At 54.6% G+C, this 23104-nt stretch carries 23 protein-coding genes and 1 pseudogene; 7 read left to right on the top strand and 17 right to left on the bottom strand.

Features of this window, described 5'->3' with window-relative positions; genetic code table 11:
• Nucleotides 1-9: 9 nt before the first annotated feature.
• The 3 genes from pyrH to rpsB all read right to left on the bottom strand — a co-directional run bounded on the left by pyrH (nt 10) and on the right by rpsB (nt 2670).
• Nucleotides 10-705 carry a UMP kinase gene (gene pyrH / locus O146_RS0105155; protein WP_051137460.1) on the bottom strand — a complete coding sequence of 232 codons (696 nt, stop codon included), beginning with the start codon at nt 703-705 and terminating at the stop codon, nt 10-12.
• A gap of 243 nt (nt 706-948) precedes the next feature.
• Entirely contained in the window at nt 949-1776 is an 828-nt protein-coding gene (gene tsf, locus O146_RS0105150; protein WP_027017858.1) for a translation elongation factor Ts, read from the bottom strand.
• 75 nt (nt 1777-1851) lie between these two features.
• A complete protein-coding gene (gene rpsB, locus O146_RS0105145; protein WP_021352684.1) occupies nt 1852-2670 on the bottom strand; it encodes a 30S ribosomal protein S2 in 819 nt (272 codons plus the stop codon).
• A 424-nt stretch (nt 2671-3094) separates the two neighbouring features.
• Here rpsB and O146_RS11185 point away from each other — a divergent pair, with 424 nt between their 5' ends.
• The gene (locus O146_RS11185) at nt 3095-3703 is read left to right on the top strand and encodes a M23 family metallopeptidase (protein ID WP_081820579.1); all 609 of its coding nucleotides are present in this window, start codon (nt 3095-3097) and stop codon (nt 3701-3703) included.
• A 29-nt stretch (nt 3704-3732) separates the two neighbouring features.
• Here O146_RS11185 and O146_RS0105135 read toward each other — a convergent pair whose 3' ends face one another.
• From O146_RS0105135 to rplS, 9 genes are all read right to left on the bottom strand, one after another.
• Entirely contained in the window at nt 3733-4686 is a 954-nt protein-coding gene (locus O146_RS0105135; protein ID WP_051619272.1) for a tyrosine recombinase XerC, read from the bottom strand.
• A gap of 78 nt (nt 4687-4764) precedes the next feature.
• Nucleotides 4765-5976 (bottom strand): DNA-processing protein DprA, encoded by a 1212-nt coding sequence (dprA, locus tag O146_RS0105130; protein WP_035000601.1) that lies wholly within the window; start codon nt 5974-5976, stop codon nt 4765-4767.
• Complete coding sequence (locus tag O146_RS0105125; RefSeq protein ID WP_023019313.1) at nt 5973-7523, bottom strand: YifB family Mg chelatase-like AAA ATPase; 1551 nt, start codon at nt 7521-7523, stop codon at nt 5973-5975. Before O146_RS0105125 ends, dprA begins: the two co-directional genes overlap by 4 nt.
• Entirely contained in the window at nt 7510-7911 is a 402-nt protein-coding gene (locus O146_RS0105120) for a YraN family protein (protein ID WP_023019312.1), read from the bottom strand. Before O146_RS0105120 ends, O146_RS0105125 begins: the two co-directional genes overlap by 14 nt.
• Before the next feature lie 219 nt (nt 7912-8130).
• Nucleotides 8131-8439 (bottom strand): DUF2469 domain-containing protein, encoded by a 309-nt coding sequence (locus tag O146_RS0105115; RefSeq protein ID WP_021352690.1) that lies wholly within the window; start codon nt 8437-8439, stop codon nt 8131-8133.
• Between the two features lie 123 nt (nt 8440-8562).
• Complete coding sequence (locus O146_RS0105110; protein ID WP_027017854.1) at nt 8563-9180, bottom strand: ribonuclease HII; 618 nt, start codon at nt 9178-9180, stop codon at nt 8563-8565.
• Between the two features lie 79 nt (nt 9181-9259).
• Entirely contained in the window at nt 9260-10000 is a 741-nt protein-coding gene (lepB, locus tag O146_RS0105105; RefSeq protein ID WP_027017853.1) for a signal peptidase I, read from the bottom strand.
• Nucleotides 9978-10670, bottom strand: coding sequence for a signal peptidase I (gene lepB / locus O146_RS0105100; RefSeq protein WP_051619289.1), 693 nt, complete (start codon nt 10668-10670; stop codon nt 9978-9980). Before lepB (O146_RS0105100) ends, lepB (O146_RS0105105) begins: the two co-directional genes overlap by 23 nt.
• Before the next feature lie 375 nt (nt 10671-11045).
• A complete protein-coding gene (gene rplS / locus O146_RS0105095) occupies nt 11046-11390 on the bottom strand; it encodes a 50S ribosomal protein L19 (RefSeq protein WP_021352694.1) in 345 nt (114 codons plus the stop codon).
• Between the two features lie 177 nt (nt 11391-11567).
• On the opposite strand from rplS, the pseudogene O146_RS12995 reads away from it, so the two are divergent.
• The 5 genes and pseudogenes from O146_RS12995 to O146_RS0105075 form a co-directional block, all read left to right on the top strand.
• A pseudogene (locus O146_RS12995) lies at nt 11568-12233 on the top strand (thiamine phosphate synthase); the annotation flags it as partial.
• Nucleotides 12234-12290: 57 nt separating this feature from the next.
• Nucleotides 12291-13415 carry a glycine oxidase ThiO gene (thiO, locus tag O146_RS0105090; protein WP_027017851.1) on the top strand — a complete coding sequence of 375 codons (1125 nt, stop codon included), beginning with the start codon at nt 12291-12293 and terminating at the stop codon, nt 13413-13415.
• Nucleotides 13416-13498: 83 nt separating this feature from the next.
• Nucleotides 13499-13732 carry a sulfur carrier protein ThiS gene (gene thiS, locus O146_RS0105085; RefSeq protein WP_023019307.1) on the top strand — a complete coding sequence of 78 codons (234 nt, stop codon included), beginning with the start codon at nt 13499-13501 and terminating at the stop codon, nt 13730-13732.
• Nucleotides 13733-13739: 7 nt separating this feature from the next.
• Complete coding sequence (locus tag O146_RS0105080) at nt 13740-14522, top strand: thiazole synthase (protein ID WP_027017849.1); 783 nt, start codon at nt 13740-13742, stop codon at nt 14520-14522.
• A 9-nt stretch (nt 14523-14531) separates the two neighbouring features.
• Nucleotides 14532-15764, top strand: a complete 1233-nt coding sequence (locus tag O146_RS0105075; protein WP_051619271.1) for a ThiF family adenylyltransferase — start codon at nt 14532-14534, stop codon at nt 15762-15764.
• Between the two features lie 74 nt (nt 15765-15838).
• On the opposite strand, the gene O146_RS12600 is transcribed toward O146_RS0105075, so the two are convergent.
• From O146_RS12600 to rpsP, 5 genes are all read right to left on the bottom strand, one after another.
• Nucleotides 15839-16006: a hypothetical protein gene (locus tag O146_RS12600; protein WP_021352699.1), complete on the bottom strand. Its 168-nt coding sequence runs from the start codon at nt 16004-16006 to the stop codon at nt 15839-15841.
• Nucleotides 16007-16191: 185 nt separating this feature from the next.
• On the bottom strand, nt 16192-18537 hold the full coding sequence (locus O146_RS0105065) for a Tex family protein (protein ID WP_027017847.1): 2346 nt from the start codon (nt 18535-18537) through the stop codon (nt 16192-16194).
• A 90-nt stretch (nt 18538-18627) separates the two neighbouring features.
• Nucleotides 18628-19512 carry a tRNA (guanosine(37)-N1)-methyltransferase TrmD gene (gene trmD, locus O146_RS0105060; RefSeq protein ID WP_021352701.1) on the bottom strand — a complete coding sequence of 295 codons (885 nt, stop codon included), beginning with the start codon at nt 19510-19512 and terminating at the stop codon, nt 18628-18630.
• Nucleotides 19509-20009, bottom strand: a complete 501-nt coding sequence (gene rimM / locus O146_RS0105055; RefSeq protein ID WP_027017846.1) for a ribosome maturation factor RimM — start codon at nt 20007-20009, stop codon at nt 19509-19511. The genes trmD and rimM overlap by 4 nt, the downstream gene beginning before the upstream one ends.
• 109 nt (nt 20010-20118) lie before the next feature.
• Complete coding sequence (rpsP, locus tag O146_RS0105050; RefSeq protein WP_021352703.1) at nt 20119-20601, bottom strand: 30S ribosomal protein S16; 483 nt, start codon at nt 20599-20601, stop codon at nt 20119-20121.
• A gap of 411 nt (nt 20602-21012) precedes the next feature.
• On the opposite strand from rpsP, the gene O146_RS0105045 reads away from it, so the two are divergent.
• Nucleotides 21013-23103, top strand: a complete 2091-nt coding sequence (locus tag O146_RS0105045) for an acyltransferase family protein (protein WP_027017845.1) — start codon at nt 21013-21015, stop codon at nt 23101-23103.
• Nucleotide 23104: the final 1 nt, after the last annotated feature.

The following is a 23104-nucleotide window of genomic DNA, read 5'->3' as shown; positions in this document are numbered from 1 at the left end:
CCACGGTTTCTAGCTTTCCTGTGAGGATACCAGGGTGCCAATTCGCTCCCCTGCGACAGCACGTGCGATGTTGCCTTCAGTCAGCAGGTTAAACACCAAAATCGGCATATCGTTGTCCATACAAAGGCTGAAAGCAGTGGCATCTGCGACCTTCAGACCTTTTTCGATGACTTCCCGTGGGCTGATTTCACTGTACAGCTCGGCATCCGGGTTATGCCGTGGATCGTCGGAATAGACGCCGTCAACCCCTTTAGCCAAAAACAGTACCTCTGCCCCAATTTCCAAAGCCCGTTGTGCGGCAGTGGTATCTGTGGAGAAATACGGCATGCCCATACCTGCGCCGAAAATGACAACCCGGCCCTTTTCTAAGTGCCTATCAGCACGCAATGGTAGGTATGGTTCGGCGATCTGGGCCATATTGATGGAAGTCTGTACACGGCAATCGACTCCCAGTTGTTTTAGAAAATCTTGCAGCGCCAACGAGTTCATCACTGTACCGAGCATGCCCATGTAATCCGACCGTGCTCGGTCCATCCCTCTCTGGGACAACTCGGCACCACGGAAGAAATTTCCCCCGCCGATAACTACCGCGATTTCTGCGCCGGTTTTGGCTACCTCTGCAATTTGGCGGGCGACATTTTCCACCACATCCGGATCAATGCCAACGGTTCCACCGCCGAACATTTCACCGCCGAGTTTCAGCATGACGCGTTTATAACGGGCTCTTTGGGCACTTTCGGTGTCAGTCACCGTTGTTCTCTCCTTGGCTGTGCAGACATTGGATTCTATGCTACCTTCTCGGTTCACTAGCCTAGCAATTGGACACTAAGGTCGGCAGTTTTTCTTTCCTAGCTTCGTTAACCACCCTTAAATTACAACAAAGCCCTCGCCAGAAAATGGCAAGGGCTTTGTGAGACACGCATTGTGCGCGATTGTTAATTCAGGTTATTACGCCTGACCAACCTCGAAGCGACGGAATCCAGTCAGCTTCACGCCTGCTTCCTCAGTTACCTGAGCGACGGTCTTCTTGCTGTCCTCTAACGATGGCTGCTCCAATAGAACGACATCCTTGTAGAAACCATTCAGACGGCCTTCTACGATCTTTGGAATTGCCTTCTCTGGCTTGCCCTCTTCGCGAGTGATCTGCTCAGCAATAGCCTTTTCCTTCTCAACAACGTCGGAAGGGACGTCCTCGCGGGTCAGATACTTTGCCTTCAACGCAGCAACCTGCATTGCAGCAGCACGTGCTACGTTTTCAGCGTTGTCAGCATCAGACTCGTAGGAAACCATGACACCAACAGATGGTGGCAAGTCACCAGAGCGCTTGTGCAGGTAGAGAGCAACCTTGTCGCTGTCTACGGTTGCGGCACGCTTCAGTTCCAGCTTCTCACCGATCTTGGCTGACTGCTCTTGGATCAGCTCACCGGCGGTGGAGCCATCAACTTCAACTGCTTGCAACTCTTCCTGGGAGTTAGCCTTAGCGGAAGCAGCAGCTTCAGCGATCTTCTGGGCAAAGTTGATGAAGTCCTGGTTCTTCGCAACGAAGTCAGTCTCACAGTTAACTTCGACCATGGTGTTTCCGGAAACTGCAATTAGGCCTTCGGAAGCGTCGCGGTCTGCACGCTTGCCGACGTCCTTGGCGCCCTGGATACGCAGGGTTTCGACAGCTTTGTCGAAGTCGCCGTCGTTTTCTGCCAGAGCCTTCTTGCAGTCCATCATGCCGGAACCGGTCATGTCACGGAGCTTTTTAACGTCTGCAGCGGTGTAATTCGCCATAGTGTGGACGATCCTCCTTATGTAGGAACGATGTGGGAACGGGAAACGTTTTCTTAGTACGTCTCGTTATCGCGATTAAGCGTTCTCGGAAGAAGCGCCTTCTGCCGATGCTGGGTCAGCAGCAGCCGCTGCTTCTGCAGCATCGCGCTGTTCCTTATCTGCGGAATCGCCGGCGGATTCCTTAGCAGCAGCGAGCTTACGCTCTTCACGTGCCTTCTTGCCTTCTTCAACTGCGTGGCCGACGATGCGGGACAGCAGCTTAGTGGCGCCGATGGCGTCATCGTTGCCTGGAATTGGGAAGTCAACATCGTCCGGATCACAGTTGGTATCCAGGATAGCGACGATCGGAATGTTGAGCTTGTGAGCTTCGGAAACTGCGATGTGCTCTTTGTTGGTGTCAACGATCCACAAGGCCGATGGCGCCTTGGTCATCTCGGAAATACCACCCAGAACGCGCTCCAGTTTTTCGCGCTCGCGGGTCAGAGTTAGAACTTCTTTCTTGGTACGACCCTTGTAGCCATCCTCAGCAGCGTCCATAGCCTGCAGTTCTTTCATGCGGCCAAGACGCTTAGTGACAGTCTGGAAGTTGGTGAGCATACCGCCGAGCCAACGGTGGTTCACGTATGGCATGCCAACGCGCTTTGCTTCTTCTTCAACAGCTTCCTGAGCCTGCTTCTTGGTACCAACGAAGAGGATGGTGCCGCCGTGAGCAACGGTTTCTTTCACGAATTCGTATGCTTCATCGATGAAAGTCAGAGTCTGCTGCAGATCGATGATATAGATGCCGTTGCGATCGGTGAAGATGTGGCGACGCATCTTTGGGTTCCAGCGACGCGTCTGGTGACCGAAGTGGACACCCGCGTCGAGGAGCTCGCGCATGGTTACAACTGCCATGGTTAGCTTCCTTCTCGGTAGATAGTTTTGGTTTTCAAGGACATCGCAGGGCTTACACCCTACTTTTGTGCTGCAAGGGTTTTTATCCCTTGCCCTAGCAATGAAGTCCGCCGCTAACACTCCACGGTAAACTTTCGTGATTCACATAGAATCGAATACCACGTGGAGACCACGTCAGCGCCGGTTTTTCACCACCCTCTATATTGTTATGGAATGGTGAAAAACTTCATCGCGCGTAGTCAGTGCGCATAACACACACTGCTGGGCCGTATTTTAGGTTAATTCTTCGGATAACACCAATTTATTTGCTGAGTTATCCACAGCTCAATTGCGTTATGTCACTAAGATGTTCAAGCGCCACACTATTCACACACTTTTCATTCCCACCGCACTATTTACACGCTCTTCCTAGAGACTTGGATTTATGAAAAGTGTGCATTATCTGGCTCTACCGACTGTTCGCCAGCACGATGAAACAACCGGGTGGATAGCTCTCCCACGCAAGTTATCCAGCATCGCGTGCGTGCTCGCACTAGTGGTCTTTACCGCAATTCCACACGCACTTGCTGTCGACCAGCTAAGCCTGGACGAAAGGTCTGCCAATTCCGAGGCGTTTTCAGGCGTTTATGTTGATCCCGGCACCCGTACCGCTACCCCATCGCCAATCTTGCGTGGTTTTGATCCACCAGAAAAAGATTGGTTGCCAGGACATCGAGGAGTGGATCTGGATGTAGCGATTGGTGCTCCCGTTGCTTCTGCAGGAGCAGGTATTGTGCATTTTGCCGGAAACGTAGCCGGAACACCGACCGTATCCATCAATCACGCTGGAGGGCTACGTACGACATATCAGCCGGTCTTTCCACGAGTCAAAGCTGGCGACCACGTAACTGTCGGGGAAATCATTGGGACCTTAGCCTCCCCCACCGACGGAACCCCGGGCCTGCACTGGGGTGCTCGCACCGGCCCTAAGACATACATCAACCCGCTAGATCTATTGGGCGAAGCGATTATCCGTTTAAAACCATGGGATTGAGATAAACCGTCAGCTTACCTGGCAATTTATTAGGCCCTTGGGTGAGCCTGCGAATGCACCTGTTTTAAACGCTCAGCAGTGACGTGTGTATAACGCTGAGTTGTTTGCAGCGAAGCATGCCCCAAAATTTCTTGCACCACACGAAGATCTGCTCCCCCTTCTAACAAATGTGTTGCTGCGGAATGCCGCAATCCATGTGGACTCAAGCCCGTAATTCCTTGCTGTAGCCCGGCGCGTTCTACTATTCGCCGTACCTGGCGTTGGTCGATTCTCTTCCCGCGGGCGCCGATAAATAGTGCAGGTTCCGTGGAATCATTCCTGGTTTTGGTTTGTATTACGACACGGCCGTCGGCGATCCAGGTTGCCAGGGCATTCGCAGCTGCTCTCCCGAATGGCACGATGCGTTGTTTATTTCCTTTGCCAGTAACTTTGATGGTTTGTTGTTGGGTATCTAGATCATTCCGGTTGAGGGAAACGAGTTCGGCAACGCGCATTCCTGAGGCATAGAGCAATTCGAGGATTGCAGTATCACGTTGGCTTATGGGGTCACGTTTATTGGGTTTGGTTTGGTCTTGATTGTGTTGTGCTACGACGTCGGCAGCTTCGTTGACCGCAAGTACCGTGGGTAACGTTGAGGTAGCACTTGGATTATGTAGTCGTGCTGCTATGTCGGCTTCAAGATGTCCTTGGCGTTGTGCCCATGTAGAAAAAGCGCGAGTCGCAGAGGCCCTGCGCGCTATTGTTGCTCGGGATTTTCTCTCACGTACCGCCTGTGCAAGCCATGCCCGTAAGTTGGGCAGGGTGAATTCGGCGAAGGTCGGTACAAGGGTGGCCAGGTCATATAAATCGCTGCGATAGCTGCGTACGGTGGCCGGTGAGCGTCCTTGCACGTAATGCTGGTAATCGGCGAAGTCGTCTATGGCTTCGTGTAATTGGCTTCGCCGAGCCCCTTGTGAACTGGATATATGGGTGCCGGTCTCCATATCGTTTGATTATAGGCCGGCTCGCTATGTCATGGTCCTGCGTTGTCATGGCACAGCATTTTCTGCTCACGGTATTTGCTAATCATTTTGCTGTGTTCGTGTGAACCGTCCGTTCTTTCGTGCAATGAATCCGTTTTTGTGTAAATCGAGTAGCAAATGAACAGTCAGCCCTAGTGGCATTCCGGCCTCGGTAGCTATTTGCTCTGCTTGCTTACCGGGAAAACCATGAGCCGGTGTGCAGTCGTAAATTTGAAGTTCATTGCGTGAGAGTTTTTGTATAGGATCCGGGCCGAACTGCATCTCGTATTGGCCGGTAGCATCAATTTCGCCGATACCACCGAGTAGTTCACGCACGTCATCGGCACTCGTAACCAGCTGTGCGCGACCGTCTTTGACTAGCTGGTGACAGCCGAGCGAACCCACGGTAGTGATAGGCCCTGGTACTGCCATGGTGGTTTTACCGAAGCCTTCTGCCCAGTGCACAGTGTTCAATGCGCCAGAACGCCATGCTGCTTCCACTACGACTGTGCCTTCAGTCAAGGCCGCTACTAGGCGATTGCGAGTGAGGAATCGGTGTCGTTGTGGTGGTGTTTCTGGTGGGTATTCAGTGACCAAGGCTCCGTGGCTACCTGAGGCAATAGTGTTGAAGAGTTTTGTGTTGACGCGGGGGTAAGTTCTATCCACCCCGCAGGCAGATATAGCCATGGTTGTACCTCCTGCTGCGAGAGCCGCAGAATGTGCCACAGTATCAATACCGATCGCGCCGCCAGCGACAATAGTCCATTGCGCTGGACATAGGCCTCGCACAAGGTGTTCGGTGGCTGCTTTGCCATAAGAACTTATGGACCGCGTCCCCACGACAGCAACGGCTTGGGCGACGAGCTCCCGCAGATCGTTGCCACGCACCCACAGGCTATGCGGTGGGGAACTGGCCCCAGTGTGCTTGCTAGCTAAGCCGCTTCCACGTTCAGCACCCAGTTGAGCAAAACCAAAAGCCGCATTGAATGTCTCTGCCGGATACTCCTCATCATCTGGAGTCACCAGGCGCGCCCCATAGTCCGCAGCTATTTCTAGATCTTTTTCCCAGCGGCACCAATCATGTCGGGCTTCAGTCTGTCCCAATACCCCATTCAACCAGCTCGCTCGTGCGCGAATACCACGGGCAATTTCTGTGCAGTCTCTGCCGGAGCGCAGTAATTGCCACAATGCCTGAGAAGGTCCTTCGATCACCCGATTGAGATAAGCCCACGCATAGCGCTCTGCATCAATTTTGTTGCTACCTGAGGTCATAGCACGACCTCCTGGTGTACCTGAGTCATGTCACCACGGATTTCTATGGCTTGCGCGACTTCTTCCAAGCCAGGTTGCGCGCTGCCAACAAGATCACACAGCGTCCAAGCAAGTTTTAAAATCTTATCCACTGCCCGCTGGCTAATATCCCCATTTGCTAAGTGCGCCTGCACCAAAGCCATGCCCGCCGAATCAGCCGCAAATTCCCGGCGCAGCAAGGTAGTGGGCACCGTTGCATTTGTCCGTGCCGCAATACCAGCTTGTGCCCAGCGGAAATTACCGCGCTGCCGTGCTTCTGCGACAGATTCAGCAATGTCTGCCGACGTCCGTGCCCGATCACTGACTAACGTCGCTGCCTGCGAATGCGTCCGCACGGTCATATCAAGCCTATCGCGCATCGGCCCAGACAGATTATTCAAATAGCGCATGCGCTCATGCGGCCGACACCGACATTTCGTGGCATCTTCAGCAGCACAACGACAGGGATTAGCTGCTAAAACCAGCTGACAGCGCGCCGGGAAAATAATCTCGCGGCGGTTGCGCACTAACCGTACTTCGCCTTGCTCCAACGGGGTGCGCAAACTATCAACCACTGCGGCCGGCATTTCTGAAATTTCGTCGAGAAACAACACCCCATGGTGGGCCAGACTGACTGCACCAGGACGGGGATTACCGGATCCTCCTCCCAATAACCCGGCGCGAGTAATGGAGTGGTGCGGGGCTATATAGGGGGCTTTCGTGATTACAGATCGCGGGGCACTACCAGTTCCTAAGACGGAATGTACTGCGCTAACTTCCAAGGATTGCGATGTTGATAGTTCAGGCATAATTCCGGGCAGCCGTGCGGCCAGCATGGATTTACCTGAACCCGGCGGGCCTATTAGCAACATATGGTGTCCACCAGTAGCGGCGATTTCTGCAGCTCTAACGGCATCTTCCTGGCCCGCAATGTCTGCAAAATCCAGACTCGGAGGCCCGGAGGTATCTGAATGGCGGGCATAGCTGTGGGCGTCGGCAAGTTCTGTCTCACCACATATCCAGCGATAAGCTGCCGTCAACGTGGGCGCTACCAACACGTGCATGTCCTCCAGCAGCGCTGCCTCGGGCGCATTGGCTGGTGGAATGATCACAGTTTCAAAGCCGTAGCGGCGAGCCGCTAACAAGGCAGGCACAATTCCAGCGACAGCATGTACCCGCCCATCTAGACCTAGTTCGCCGAGCACCAGGACTGAACTCAAATCACGTTGTTGACGTCGTCCAGTGTGCCCCGCGGCTTCCAAAATTGCCAAAGCAGTAGGGAGATCGAAATGTGATCCTGATTTGGGCAAGCCCGCAGGCGACATAGAAACCACAATCTTGGTTTTCGGCCAGCCTAGTTGTGCATTTGCGACTGCTGTACGGATACGATCACGTGATTCATTGACGGCTGTATCGCCCAGCCCCACGACATGAATCCCTGGCAGCCCTGGCCCAATATTTGCTTCGACGGTGACAATATCGGCGTGGACACCAGACAGTGCGACAGTATGGGTTTTAGCAAGCACCACGCTCAACCCCTTCAAAGACCTCTACGGCAACGCCTTTGCTTGGGTCCGTGTCCGCGCTGACGACGATTACATCAAAACGAATCTGCCCCAGAAAAGCAGCACCGTCACAGTGCTGCTGTTCGCTGAGCCACCGGGAGGCAGCATGCCGCATACGGTGAAGTTTCTTCGTGGTCACCGCCTCAGCCCCTCCGAAGGCCCTACTGGTGCGGGTTTTAACTTCCACGAACACGATTGACCCCGGCGGCCCATCACCGGGCCGGACAATCAGGTCTATCTCTCCACCGCGATAATAAACGTTACGAGCGATAACTTCGTAACCGCGGTTTCGGTAAAAGTCTTGGGCAATAGACTCACCGCGTTGGCCTAGTTGCCGTGCATGAGTTGGCATCACAGATTCCCCCAACAAAAACTGTTAATCATCTGAAGCTTTTTCAGATATCACTAGTTTTCGTCGGTACGTCGTCTGCTACAAGAAGCAACCACCGAGCTACCGCTTAATCTGTGGACAATGGGGGTTATCCACAGCCTGGCGTAAACAGATTTGACAGAATCCAACTATTCCGAAAGTCAGGTTTGCCGGACGCCAGATTTGTCGGTAGTGCAGGCACTATTCCGGCATAATCATATCTGGTTTATCGAGTTCTTCGATGTTGACATCTTTGTAGGTAATCACTCGAACATAGCGAACGAAACGCGCCGCGCGATACATGTCCCAAACCCAAGCATCAGACATGCGCACCTCGTAATATACGTCGCCACCACCAGAGGTATGCGGAATGAGTTCTACCGCATTGGCTAAATAAAAACGACGTTCAGTTTCGATCACGTAGGAAAACTGGCTGACGACGTCGCGATATTCACGATACAGAGACAGCTCGACTTCAGCTTCGTAGTTGTCCAGTTCTTCTGCGCTCATCTGCGATTACTCCTTACGCGGCCGGCTAAGGATCCGGTGTCTGCGAACAATGTGAAAACCAGTCTAACTGGCAATCGCCCCTGCACGGCTGCGGCGCACCGGGGCACAAACGCCTAGCCAGAATTATGGCTGCGTGGCTTCCCAGTACGCATGAGCAGCCGCCACATTTGCGTAACTGCGACGGTGCTCCGGGCAAGCTCCCCGCTGTTCTATCGCTTGACTATGCGCTTTGGTGCCATATCCTTTATGCCCGGCAAGCCCATAGCCGGGATAACGCTGATCTAACTCCACCATCAGACGATCACGGCTTACCTTTGCCAGCACACTTGCCGCAGAAATGCACCGGGCTGCAGCATCACCACCAATGATCGGAAGCTGTGGCACAGTCAAACCGGGAATTTTCATCGCATCGCTAAGCACGTAGCCAACGGGGTGCGCCAAACCAACCACAGCGCGACGCATCCCGGAAAGGTTTGCATGCTGAATTCCCCGAGCATCAATTTGTGCCGCCGAGATATGCACAACGTTATAATCCACCGCCTGATCAACGATGAGATTATAGAGCTTCTCTCTCTTAGCAGGAGTTAATTTTTTCGAATCGGTCAACGCTGCCAATTTCGGCAATGATGCAGCAGGCAACACGCACGCGGCTATGGTCACTGGCCCACAGCAGGCACCTCGGCCAGCCTCATCTACTCCCGCGATTGGCCCAAACCCACTACTTTCCAGCTGCAGTTCCATCCAGCTTGGGCTTCCATATAGCTTCGTGCCAGCCGTATCTTTGTGCGCTTTCTGCGCGTTTCGTGTTACCGCCATGGATTTACTCCAGTCCGCCAAAGCGATCCAGAGGCAGAAAAATTCCGCGGACCTTCCCAATGAAATTATCCACCGGAACCGTGCCCTGCTGCGGATCGCCCAGGTAAGCCCGCGAATCGAGGGAATTTGTACGGTTATCCCCCATCACCCAAACATGGCCCTGGGGCACAGTCACGGGGCCGAAATAGTCCCCACCACACTCTTGTGCACCACCGGGTCCGTCGACACGATGCGCAGGCGGGTCAGCAAGATATGGTTCTGCGATAACTCGTCCGTCGACAAGCACCCCAGGGTCACCGGGCATACACTGCACGGTCTGGCCCTCAATAGCGATGACCCGTTTAACGAAGCTATTCGCATCCGGGGCGACCACACCAATCGCAGAGCCTACGTTCTGTACACCACGCAGAAAACGATTGTTGCTGCGCGGGGAAGAAAAACCCGAGCGCCACGACTCAGTACCATCAAATACTGCTACATCGCCCGGCTGTGGATCACCAAAACGATAGGCTAACTTGTCGACGACGATGCGATCATTACTCTCCGGACAGTCTGCACACCCCTGCAAGGTTGGCTCCATCGACGACGAAGGCACCACATAAAACCTGCCGACGAAAGCCTGCACCCCAGCAAGAACACCAAAACTCACGACAGCGGTGACGAGCATAATCCGCCAACGCCACGCCTGCGGAGCACTTCGGCGCACAGTGGTCGGGGCAGAACTACTGCTGGATGTCCGGGTCATCGATACCGCCAAAGCGGTTAAACGGGTAAAAGACAAATTTTGCTTTGCCGCGAATATTTTCCGCCGGGATAGTGCCCTGACGATCATCAAACATGTGCGCCCGAGAATCTGCGGAATTAGTCCGGTTGTCCCCCATCATGAAATAGGAATTTTCCGGAACCTCAACCGGGCCAAAATACGGGCCGCCGCAAGCCTCCGAACCTATAGACTCATCGACCGCATACTGTGATGGGCTTTGCACGTAGGACTGATCAATCGGCTGACCGTCTACCATCACAGCCGTGTCGCCTTCCTGGCAGGACACTGTTTGCCCGCCAGTAGCAATGATGCGCTTCACCAAAGTATTTTCATCTGGCGCGGCCAAACCAACCAACGATAAGCCATCCTGAATACGAGCAAAGACAGCATTATCGGAACGCGGTGACTGATACATGCCGTCCCAGGATGGGGTGCCTTCGAACACCACGACGTCGCCAGGCTGCGGTTCAGAAAAGTAGTAGCTGACCTTTTCCACAAAAATCCGGTCATCCGTGCACTCCGGGCAACCATGCAAAGTCGGTTCCATGGACGCCGAAGGGATCACGTACTGGCGGCCGACGAAATTCTGAAACAGCCCGACGACCACCAAAACCACCAAAACCGTCAGTATGGTCTCGGCCCAAGCTGGCATCCGCGGTTTTTCTTCGGCGGCACCACTGTCGGCGGCATCACTATCGGCAGCTTCACTGCCCCTAGTCGCTTGAGTTTCCTCGCCGGCCGCAGCCGCTGTTACAGCCCCGGTTTCAGGCGCAGTCCCGGCCTCAGCCGCTGTTGCAGCCTCGGTCTTAGCCACAGACTCAGGCACAGCCTCATCTCGCAGGCGCCGACTTTTGGCTAGATCATCTCCAGTGCGGTTTTCTTCGCTAGTCACGGATTACACCTTAGCAGTGGATAAATGTACAGGCGGCAGATCAGCAACGTACTGAGCAGCACTAGAGGTATTCAGAGCAACAAAAAACCCAGGCAGAATAATTCAGCCTGGGTGATTGCAGCATCTGTGAAAAACTTAGCGCTTTTCCTTGATACGAGCCTTCTTGCCGCGCAGGTTGCGCAGGTAGTACAGCTTCGCGCGACGGACTTTACCGCGGCGAGTAACCTTGATCGAGTCGATGTTTGGAGAGTGTACCGGGAAAGTACGCTCAATTCCGATACCGAAGGAGATCTTACGTACGGTGAAGGTCTCACGAATACCGGAACCTTGACGACGGATGCAGACGCCCGAGAAAAGCTGGGTACGCTGGGTGGTTCCCTCGATAACCTTGACTTCTACGTCCAGGGTATCGCCGGCACGAAATTCTGGGATGTCGTCGCGCAGCTGCGCAGCATCGACTTTGTCGAGAATGTGGTTCATAGCAGTGTCCTTAATACGTCGGGAAAGAGGAGCCTAGCAATCACAAAGAATCATCAGCATGACAGTTACGATTCTGCGTGATGTGACCGGTTCGTATCCTTAACAATCAACCGCTCTAGTCTGGCACAATAGTTAAACAGATTTCAAATCTATTCCAGCAATACAAACGGTGGTTTCATGTCTGCACCTTTCCCTACTCGTGCCCATAGCGCCCGGGAGCACCTGGATTTCCGTTGCTACTTTGTCACCGGATCAGGAAGCCACGACGAGATTGTTGCTCGTGCGGTTGCTGCTGCTCGCGGTGGCGCCGGCATCATCCAAGTGCGCTCCAAACCAATCACGGAGGCAGATCTCTATCGGCTCGCCGCCGATGTCTCGGTGGCTGTTACACAGGTCAACCCGAATTGTGCGGTTCTGGTCGACGATGTCGTGGAACTCGTCGCCAAGCTCAAAACCGATGGCTACCCCATTGCCGGAGTCCATGTCGGTCAAGATGACATGAACGTCGCTAAGGTTCGCGAAATCCTTGGCCCCGGCGCGGTCATCGGCTTGACCACGGGCACAGTTGAACTAGCGCGAGCTGCGAATGCCTACGCCGAAGAGCTGGATTACATCGGTTGCGGTCCGTTTCGGGTAACTCCGACGAAAGATTCCGGACGTAGCCCGCTGGGCATTTCTGGTTATCCACCAATCGTCGCAGCCAGCGCAGTGCCGGTCGTTGCCATTGGCGATGTCACTATCGACGATGCCCAGGACTTAGCCGCCACCGGAGTTGCCGGCGTCGCGATCGTACGCGGGATTATGCATGCTGCGAACCCAGAAGAATATGTAGCTGGCGTCGTCAAGAATGTTACCGCTGGGCAGGCGGCCTCCCGCAGAGCCGAGCAGGTCGAGGTCAATATTATCGGTGCTGGAATGGTGGGTTTGGCTACCGCAGTGGAGTTAGCACACCACGGTCATAGCGTCCGGGTGTTAGATCCGAGCCCTGCATCGGGTGCCACACATCATGCCGGTGGCATGCTCGCACCTGCCGCGGAGGTCGTCTATCAACAAGACCCACTCTTCCCGCTGATGCAGTATTCCGGCCAGTGGTATCCCAAGCTGATGGAGATCGTTGCCGAACACACGGATCTTCCAACTGGCTATCGCACCGAGGGCACGTTAGTGGTCGCTGCCGACCGCGCAGATTCTCAACATCTGACGGAGTTGATGGATTATCAGAATGCGCATGGTATGGATGTGGCGAAACTTTCGGTGCGCCAAGCCCGCAAACTCGAACCGGCACTTTCTCCGGCGGTGGCGGGAGCCGTGGAAATTCCGGGGGACCACCAAATTTTTCCTCGCCAGACTGCCCTTGCGCTGCTCGATGCACTCAGGAACATGGGCGTGGAGATAATCCGAGAACAAGCCACGAAGCTCGAAGATGGTGCGGTGCTTACTGCCCAGGGACGATATCCTGCGAAACAAACTGTACTGTGCAATGGTTTGGGCGCTCGCGATATCGCGGGAGTCTTGCCGGAAACCGGCACCAACCCAGCAAGCCCAAAGGAGGCGTTCCAGCTTCGCCCGGTCTATGGCGAGGTGTTACAACTCCAGTGCCCCGAGCACTTGCAGCCATTGTGCGATCGAGTAATCCGCGGTTTTGTGGAAGACCGTCCGATCTACATCATCCCGCGTTCCGACGGCCGCATCACGATCGGTGCAACCAGTCGCGAAGATCACCGCTCTGGCCCCCCAGCGTCATCAGTCTACGATCTTCTGCGCGATGCCATCCGCCTCGTGCCCGGAATTGAAGAATGTGAATTTCTCGAAGCTACCACCGGCGCACGCCCTGGCACCCCCAATGATCTACCTTATCTGGGGCGAGTCAGTGCTAATCTGGTGATATCTACCGGCTATTTTCGACACGGGATTTTGCTTTCCGCACTGGCTGCGCGCGTTAGCCGTGAACTCATTGAAGGCGCAACACCTGATCAGCTCAGCGTGGATATCAGCGCTTGCGCCCCGTTTCGCGACGCCCGCTAACAATCCGTTATTCTGCGCTAAATCTACCCCGGAACCGATTATCTGACCCCAGCACCCAGCCTATAGCTGTTGAAAGGATCCACATGACAGATCGCTCTACCGATACTGCTAAGACCGTTGAAATCACGGTTAACGACCAGCCGCACACGACTTCGGCTATTGATGTCACCGCGCTGGTTAAAGAAATCACCGGTAAAGATCTCACAGCGGGCATTGCCGTTGCTATCGACGGTGAAGTAGTGCCAGCTTCGCAATGGTGTCGCGCACTAAACGACGGTGAAACCGTCGATATCCTCAACGCACGGCAAGGAGGCTAGTGACCACATGCTCACTATTGCAGATCGTTCTTATGAATCCCGCTTGATCATGGGCACAGGTGGCTCTTCCTCACAGGAAATGCTGGAAAAAGCACTAATTGCTTCCGGCACACAGCTCACAACGGTCGCGATGCGGCGCTATTCGGCAGCTACCGGCGGAGGCGAATCTGTCTTTGAGTTAATGCAGCGCTTGGGTATCGACCCGTTACCCAATACCGCCGGCTGTCGCACCGCCCGCGATGCTGTGATTACCGCGAAATTGGCCCGCGAAGCACTCGACACCAACTGGGTGAAACTCGAAGTAATCGCCGATGAACACACATTGTTACCCGACGTCACCGAAACCTTGGACGCCTGCGAGCTGCTGATCGACGAAGGCTTTACCGTCTTAGCCTATACCTCTGATGATCCGGTGGTAGCTCGCAAACTCGAAGATGCCGGCGCTGCTGCAGTAATGCCATTGGGCTCACCGATCGGCACGGGCTTAGGAATTTTGAATCCGCATAATATTGAGCTGATCTGTTCTCGCGCGCAAGTACCAGTGCTGATCGATGCCGGTATCGGAACTGCCTCAGATGCCGCCTTTGCCATGGAGTTGGGATGCTCCGGTGTCTTGCTTGCCAGTGCCATCAATCGGTGCCAAAGCCCGGTAGCGATGGCTGAGGCGATGCGTCACGCCGTCACCAGCGGACATCTTTCACGTAGCGCAGGACGCATCCCGCGCCGGGAACATGCCCAAGCCTCCAGTACTTTTTCTGGTCTCGCCTCGTGGCCCGATCAAGTGCTATAGATGTGGAGCATGACCACTAATTCTGTCGCGCAAGCACACGATTTCCTCACCCGACTACCCGACCGCGAGATCCAGCGCACTGCGCGGCAAATGAATTTGCCGGGTTTTGGACCGCGCCAACAGGCACGTTTACATGCCAGCCATGTGCTTATCGTTGGTGCCGGTGGCTTGGGGTGCCCAGCGTTACAGCAGCTGGCGGCCGCTGGCGTCGGCAAGATTACGCTGCTGGATGACGACACAGTGGATTTAAGCAATATTCACCGGCAAATTTTGTTTGGCGCCGGTGATGTTGGCAAACCCAAAGTCGAGGTTGCTGCCGCGCGCGCTCGGGAATTGCAACCCGATATTCAAGTTATTGCCCTGGCAGAACGCATACGCGTCGATAATGTCTTGCAACTTTTCGACGGCGTCGACCTGGTGCTGGATGGCTCAGATACTTTTGCTACAAAATATTTAGTCGCTGATGCCTGCGAGATTCTGGGAATCCCACTGGTATGGGGCACGGTCTTGCAGTATTCCGGTGAGGTTGCACTATGGCACTCAGGCCCAGACGTACAAGAGAAGCAACGCGACGGTTCCCAGCAAGCGAAGCAACGTGGTGTTGGATTGCGGGACCTATTTCCCGAACAACCCGATGCCACAAGCGCACCAGATTGCGCAACCGCCGGAGTGTTGGGAGTGACGACGTCCGTGATTGCTGGACTGATGTCTACCGAAGCCATCGCCTATCTCACCGAAATGCGCTACGAACCGGGCCGGGTTTTGCGTTATCAGGCTATGCCAGCTGCGCTGACCAGCTTCCGTGTCCGTACTGATCCGCAACGCCCATTAACCACACAATTAGCAGAGTTTTATGGCGCCAGTTGCGCGGCGACTGCCACTGAACCGAAACGCCTTTCGGATCAAAATGGACAAAAAGACCACGCCACACAAGCACGCAAGCTTTTGCAACGAGTGGCTGGGGGCACAGCAGTAGCGCTTGATGTACGAGAAGCGCACGAGAAATACCTGGCAGACCTTCCAGAGCATTACCAGCCACTGCGACTACCGCTTAGTACGATCACCAACAGCGCAGACATCGAGACCACAATTGGATCCGCTACAGAAGTCGTGGTTTTTTGTGCTTCCGGGCTGCGCAGCCAACGCGTCATCGACGAATATGGCCCTGCGCTACCGCAAGTGCAGTTATGCAGCCTACCCGGCGGGCTCAATGCGCTCGGTACCGACCATCGGAAACCCTAGAATCCAAGCCCGTTGCTGGCACGCAAAAAGCCCGACTCCCGAGAAGGGAGCGGGCAAATAAGAACGGGAAAGCTTTAGAGGTATTCCAAAGCGTTGAAACCGCCGATGACCAGACCAAGGCCAACTGCCATCACAACGAAGAAACCAATGAACGGCAGATAAACCTCAGACATATTCGACGGCTGATCATCACCGGTTTTAATGTCCCGGGCCTCTTCTTGCCGGTCCTGCTTGGTACTCATGCTTTGCCCCTTTGAATAGCTTTCTAAACTCGCACCCGGGCATAACTTGTAGCACGTGCGCTACACCCGGGCATCGTCTCCTACAGTATACTGCCTGCTTCCAACAGAATCCAACAGCCGTGCGTTAAAGACGCACGAAAGAAACCAACAGCCGTGCGTTAAAGACGCACGAAACTAACCAAGAGTTAGGCACCGAAACCGGCGTTGCGCAAGGCATCAGCCATAGAACCAGCTGGTTTATTCTTCGCCGTGGCAGCAGAGTTTTTGGTTCCACGCCCCTTTCCAGCACGAGTTTCAGCACGGTCACCACCCGACCGCCCGGATCGACCACCCTGATTCGAGGACTTCCGGGAAGACCCACCGCCTGGCTTGTTGCCACCCGATTTATTGCTTCCAGCGCCAGGCTCATCGTCTAAACGTAAACTCAATCCAATGCGCTGACGGTCAACATCAACATCAATGACCTTCACCTTCACAATCTCACCCGAACGCACCACTGTGTGCGGATCAGACACGAATTTGTTGCTCATCGCAGAAATATGCACCAAGCCATCTTGGTGTACCCCAACGTCTATAAACGCTCCGAAAGCAGCAACATTGGTAACCGTGCCTTCTAAGATCATGCCCGGTTGCAAATCCGCTACCTTCGTCACGCCTTCTTTAAAACTCGCTGTTCGGAATTCCGGACGCGGATCGCGGCCGGGCTTCTCCAGTTCAGCAATAATATCGGCGATGGTCAGCTCACCAAACTCCTCGTCTGCAAACTCAGCAGGCTGCAACTTCGCCAGACGAGCAGAATCACCGATTAGCTCTTCCACGCCTGCTCCAACCGCAGCCGCAATTTTTTGCACTACCGGATAAGCCTCGGGGTGTACCGCAGAGGAATCCAAAGGATTATCCCCGCCATTGATACGCAAAAACCCTGCCGCTTGTTCGAACGCTTTGGGCCCTAAACGTGGTACTTCTACCAACTCTTTGCGCGTAGCAAACCGGCCATTCTGATGCCGGTAAGTCACCAAATTCTCCGCAACGGTCGCGTTTAACCCGGCCACTCGTTCTAATAGCGGAACCGAAGCCGTGTTGACATCCACTCCCACGCTGTTTACTGCATCCTCGACGACGTCGTCCAGCGCCCGGGCTAGGTTGGTCTGATTCACATCGTGCTGGTATTGCCCCACACCGATGGACTTCGGATCGATTTTCACTAGCTCAGCCAACGGGTCTTGCAAACGCCGGGCAATCGAAACTGCTCCACGTAGAGAAACGTCCATATCCGGCAATTCGGCCGCCGCTTGTGCCGAGGCGGAATACACCGATGCACCAGATTCCGACACCACAACAACTTGCGGGCGTGTTTCCAACGTGCCGACAACTTCCGCTGCTAACTCTTCCGACTCCCGGGAGGCCGTTCCATTACCCACGGCGACGAGCTCTACGGCGTGCTTAGCGCACAAACCGCGCAACACCTCCACCGCCTGCGCCCACTGCTTTTGTGGCTGGTGCGGATATACCACTGTGGTATCCACGACTTTTCCGGTGGCATCGACCACCGCGCACTTCACACCGTTGCGGTAGCCCGGATCCATACCCAACATGGCTTTTTGCCCAGCGGGCGCAGCCAGTAAAACATCACGCAAGTTCGTCGAAAAAACCTGTAGGGCTTCATCTTCTGCATAGCTACGCAGACGGTTGCGCGCATCCAACCCAGCAGAGACCATCAACTTGGTTCGCCACCCCCAACGCACAGCTTGTGCCAACCAACTCGAGGCCGCGGTATCTAGTTCGAAACGCTGAGCAATCAAATGCTCGTAGCCTGCGTCATCACCACCATCGAATTCCAGCTGGATAATGCCTTCCGATTCCGCGCGTAACAACGCCAAAATGCGATGTGAAGGCAATGCGGTCAACGGCTCCAAAAAATCGAAATAATCACGGAATTTCGCACCTTCAGTTTCTTTCCCAGCCACGACCTGAGCGCCCAGAGTGCCATCACGGAAAAATTGCTCACGAACCTCCCCGACCAGGTCCGCGTCCAAAGCGAGCCTATCGACCAAAATCGCTCGGGCGCCATCCAGGGCCGCTTTGGCATCAGCATAGCCGTCGACAAGATAATCCTGCGCAGCGGTCTCCGGATCCACCGACGGATTCTCAATCAACGTGTCCGTCAACGGCTCCAGGCCAGCTTCCCGAGCTTTGTCCGCCTTGGTCTTCCTGCGTTTTTTATACGGAAGGTAGAGATCTTCTAAACGAGCCTTGGAATCGCATTCGTTAATCTCCGCGCGCAGCTTATCGGTGAGCTTGCCTTGCTCGTCGATTGCAGCGAGTATCGTCTCCTTGCGCGCTGCGAGTTCTTCCAGGTAGTCCGCACGCTGTTGGATGTGCCGCAACTGGGTATCATCCAGCGCGCCGGTAGCTTCCTTGCGGTAACGGGCGATAAACGGAACGGTGTTTCCTTCGGCAAGCAGGGACAATGCTGCCTGCACGCGGTTGCTGGAAACACCTAATTCTTCGGCAATAACACTGGCGATCATTGGGCCAAGCCTAGTTATTCGCCACTGTCTCCACCACCTTTAGGCGAGCTTCTAGCAGAAGGCTAGTCCGCGGACCGCCTGATATCCCCGCTAATTTTCGCCGATACCTGCTGCTTCTTCCCGGATAGCGGCGAGAATTTTCCGGTCCGCTGTGCTCAGCTCCACATTTTCCAATAGATCTGGGCGCCGTGACTGCGTGCGCAGCAACGCTTGTTGCCGCCGCCACTGCGCCACTTTGCCATGATGCCCGGAAGTTAGTACTTCCGGAATTTCTAAACCGCGCCACACGCGTGGCTTGGTGTATGACGGCGCTTCCAACAAGCCGTCGGAAAACGAGTCTTCCTGGTGCGAACGTTGGTTGCCCAAAACCCCGGGGATTAACCGAACGATAGCTTCGGCAATCACCAAAGCCGCAACCTCGCCGCCAATCAAGACGTAATCACCGATCGAAACCTCACGCACACGGTAGCGGTGGGCCGCGTCATCAATAACGCGTTGATCAATACCTTCGTAGCGCCCACACGCGAAAACAATGTGGTCTTCATTGGACCAGGCTTGTGCCTTATTTTGACTAAACACTGCGCCAGCAGGGCTAGGCACAAGCAGCAACGGTGCATTCGGGTCCTCGCCTGCCAAGACATCCCGATCATCGTAGCGTTGCGGAACAGTACCGGACAGTTCATCGTGAGTAGCACCGTGGATGTGCTGCACTGCGGAATCTAACTGTTCAGCCCCTCCTGCACGTTTTCCCGCGGCAATCTCGTCGAGCGCAGGGCCCCATACCTCGGGTTTCATTACCATTCCTGGCCCGCCTCCATAAGGCGAATCATCGACGGACTTGTGCACCCCCGTGGCCCAGTCGCGGAGGTCATACACACCGACACTGATCAGACCACGCTCGATTGCGCGCCCAAGCAACGCGTGACGTAATGGCTGCAAATATTCTGGGAATATTGAGACAACATCAAGTCTCACAGGTCCAACAACCCTTCCGGCGGAGTGATCGTCATCGTTCCAGCTTCCAAATCTACTTCGGCAATGAACTCGTCGACGAATGGGACTAAAACGGTGCGACCGTCGTCGGTCAGCGTGATTTCCAGCAAACTACGGTTGATGGTTTCGACGACACCGCTAATTGCGCCAATCTCCATGCCATCGTGCCACACGCGCAAACCTTCCAAGTCATGGTCATAATAACCATCCTCGTCCGAATCATCAGCCGGCGCATAAAACTCCATGCCCCGCAACGATTCCGCCGTAGTGCGGTCCGTGATTTCCTTCAATGCAAGTAATAAACGCCCTTTATGCGGACGCGCACTGCGGACCTGTAATGATTGCGTGCGACCTGACTGACGGCCCTCGATAACAGTATCCGGGGCAAAGCGGCCTTCCGGGTCATCGGTAGTAGTTTCCACCACGACTTCGCCACGGATGCCATGGGTCTTAACGACCCGACCAATTCGTACGTCCATATCCCCTAATTTAGCGTGTCCGTCATACAAAAACCGCGCGGGTTCCCGGTTCGGGAACGCCACGCGGTGTTGCAAAGCCTGCGGAATCTTTCAGACCGACTGCAGACTTTTAGTCGTTGGATTCAGCTTCGGCTTCGCCTTCAGCAGCAGCAGCCTTCTCAGCTTCTGCCTTTTCCTTAGCAGCTTTAGCGTCGGCTTCTTCCTTAGCCTTCTTCTTCTTTTCGGTGATGGCTTCGATAGATGGGCCGTTGTTGGCTTCTTCCAGGGCCTTGTTGAACAGCTCCAGCTTGGAAGGCTTCGGCTCAGCGGTCTTCAGAGTACCCTCTGCACCAGGCAAGCCCTTGAACTTCTGCCAGTCACCGGTGACCTTCAGCAGAGCGAGAACCGGCTCGGTAGGCTGTGCACCTACAGACAACCAGTACTGAGCGCGCTCGGAATCAATATCGATCAGGGAAGGCTCCTGCTTAGGCTGGTATCGACCGATAACCTCGATCTCTTTACCATCACGGCGGGTGCGAGAATCGGCGATGACCACACGGTACTGTGGAGTGCGGATCTTGCCGAGGCGTTGCAGCTTAATTTTGACAGCCATTATTGGCTCCTTTTCTTTGTAGAGATTCACTGGGCAGTTCTGACACCTGCGAATACAGGCCGGTTCAACCCTTGGATTAGTCTGCGCGTGATCCCAACCGCGACGACCGTAGACGACCGCGATGTTACGCAGATACACAGACAGCCCTCGAGTATAGCCCGGAAACTTGTTGTTGGCCAACTACGGTTTTCTTGCCGCATATTCGCACAGCAGCGGTTTAGTCAACAGCAAGTTAATCAGCAAGGGCTTAAGCCAAGTTGACCAGCAGCGGCTTAAGCAAAGCACCTGCAGGGTGAGTCAAATAGGGCGAACAAGAAAAAGACGTTAAACTACCCAAGTATCCATAATCGATATCGCTATTCGCTCCCGTTTCGCAACAGTCTTATCACCGATTGATTATTTGACCCCGCTTTGACTCCTACACCAAATAAACCCTCCTACCGCTATGACTTGGACGGCCTACGCGGCCTTGCCATCGCCCTAGTGGTAGTTTTCCATGTCTTTGTTGGCAGGGTATCCGGTGGCGTGGATGTGTTCTTACTGTTGTCCGGTTATTTCTTTCTTGGTTCACAGCTCCGCTATGCCTCTGGTGACAACGCCTCGCTGAATCCATGGTGGCCCATCTGGCGCACAATTCGACGGATAGTCCCCGCACTCGCATTAGTTGTGGGCATCACCGTGATTTTAGTGCTGACCACCACCCCGTGGCTGATGAATATCGAACTGGCACAGCAGATAACCGCCAGCCTAGCCTATTACCAAAACTGGGAGTTGACCAGGCAAGACGCGGATTATGCTGCGGCGGCAGCGGAAATCTCCCCACTGCAACATCTGTGGTCGATGGCAGTGCAAGGGCAGTTTTATGTGCTGGGCATCGGATTCGCATTGTTGCTGGCGTGGGCGCTACAGAACCGTAGGCACCTGGTACAGCGGGTTGCGGGGCCGATACTTGCCATCGTCACGGCCATTTCATTTGCTTATGCTTCCCGCTTCGGCCTTTACGGCATGTCAGATAATTATTATTCCACCTGGTCACGGATGTGGGAATTAAGCCTCGGGGCAGTTTTGGTGATTTACGGCAGCAAACTAGCCCTGAACCGTTGGCTTTCCGACATTGCTGGCGTCACCGGGTTGGTGTTGCTGTTTATCACAGGCATCATCGTCGAAGATTCCACGGCCTATCCCGGGCCATTGTCGCTGCTTCCAATTGGTGGCGCCGTACTGTTGATCATAGGTGGCAACGGCTACATCGCACAGTTTTTAGCCACTCGCTCGATGCGTTGGCTCGGTGAAATCGCCTACTCGCTGTACCTTTGGCACTGGCCCCTACTCATTATTGCTACGAATTACTGGAAGCAATCCGAACCCAGCGCGATACTGGGCATCAGTATCATCGCTATTTCCGTGCTGTTGGCGTGGATCACAAATAGGTTCATAGAAAAACCGCTGCGGGAAAAATCTTCCCGCCGGACGAGCAAGTCTCCACAGATCACCTGGAAGGAACTGCGCCAGAACATTAGCTCGCACCGTGCACGCGCCACCGGAGCCACTGTTACGGTTGCCGCCTTGCTCGCGTTGTTCTGCATCCAACCATGGTGGACGCAGCGTCTACACAATGAACGCAGCCTGCCGTTACCGCAGGAAATGTATCCTGGCGTGCTGGCCCAATCTGGGCACGACGTCCCAAAGAATGTAGACGTCGCACCAGATCCACATCTCGTTTCTAGCCTCGCCCCTGTCGTGTCCGAGGTCCACTGCTTTATCCCGGCCGATCATCCTTCTTCGACCGTGCAATTCGAGGAATCCCGCTATGGGGAACCCTGCGTTTTCGGTGACCGTGATGCAGACAAGACCGTTTACTTAGTAGGAGGCTCACACGCCGAACAGTGGGCTGGACCGTTAGATGCGCTGGGAAAAAGATACGGTTTCCGCTTAGAGGTGATGCTGCGCGCGGGCTGCCCGATTGTCACGGGACCAAATGATTTGATCGTCGGCACTCATCAAATTGATCAGCGCTGCTATAACTGGAGTCAGCGGGTAATTGAGAAATTGCTCGAAGAAAAACCTGACCTCGTGATTTCAAATTCGACCCGACCGGTAGGCGAATTTGGTCATGGCCCAGATTATGTCCCGTATGGCTACGCAGCTTTTTGGCAAGAGCTTGCCGACGCTGACATCGATTTTGTCGGGATACGCGATAACCCTTGGGGCTTTCGACCCAACGGCGAGCCTTTCAACTTCAGTAACTGCCTAGTGGACGGTGGCGGGCTGTGTTCAGTCGCACGGAAGCAGGTGTATCAAGAAGTCGACCCCGCCGAATCCGTGTTGAATGAGCTGGGAATGAAGGCCGTAGATACAGCAGATTGGTTCTGCGACCAGCGACGCTGTGAAGTTGTTATCGGCAATATCGCTGTCTATCGCGATATGCACCATATTTCGAATGCATATGCAAAATCGGCCCAGCCTTTGCTGGAGCCGATTATCAAACCTTACGTCAAATAGC

Origin of the sequence: Corynebacterium pseudodiphtheriticum DSM 44287 (assembly GCF_000688415.1) — a bacterium.
Lineage (GTDB): Bacteria > Actinomycetota > Actinomycetes > Mycobacteriales > Mycobacteriaceae > Corynebacterium > Corynebacterium pseudodiphtheriticum.
The sequence above is the reverse complement of the archived record's forward strand: the minus strand, read 5'-3'. Positions and strand labels throughout refer to the sequence as shown.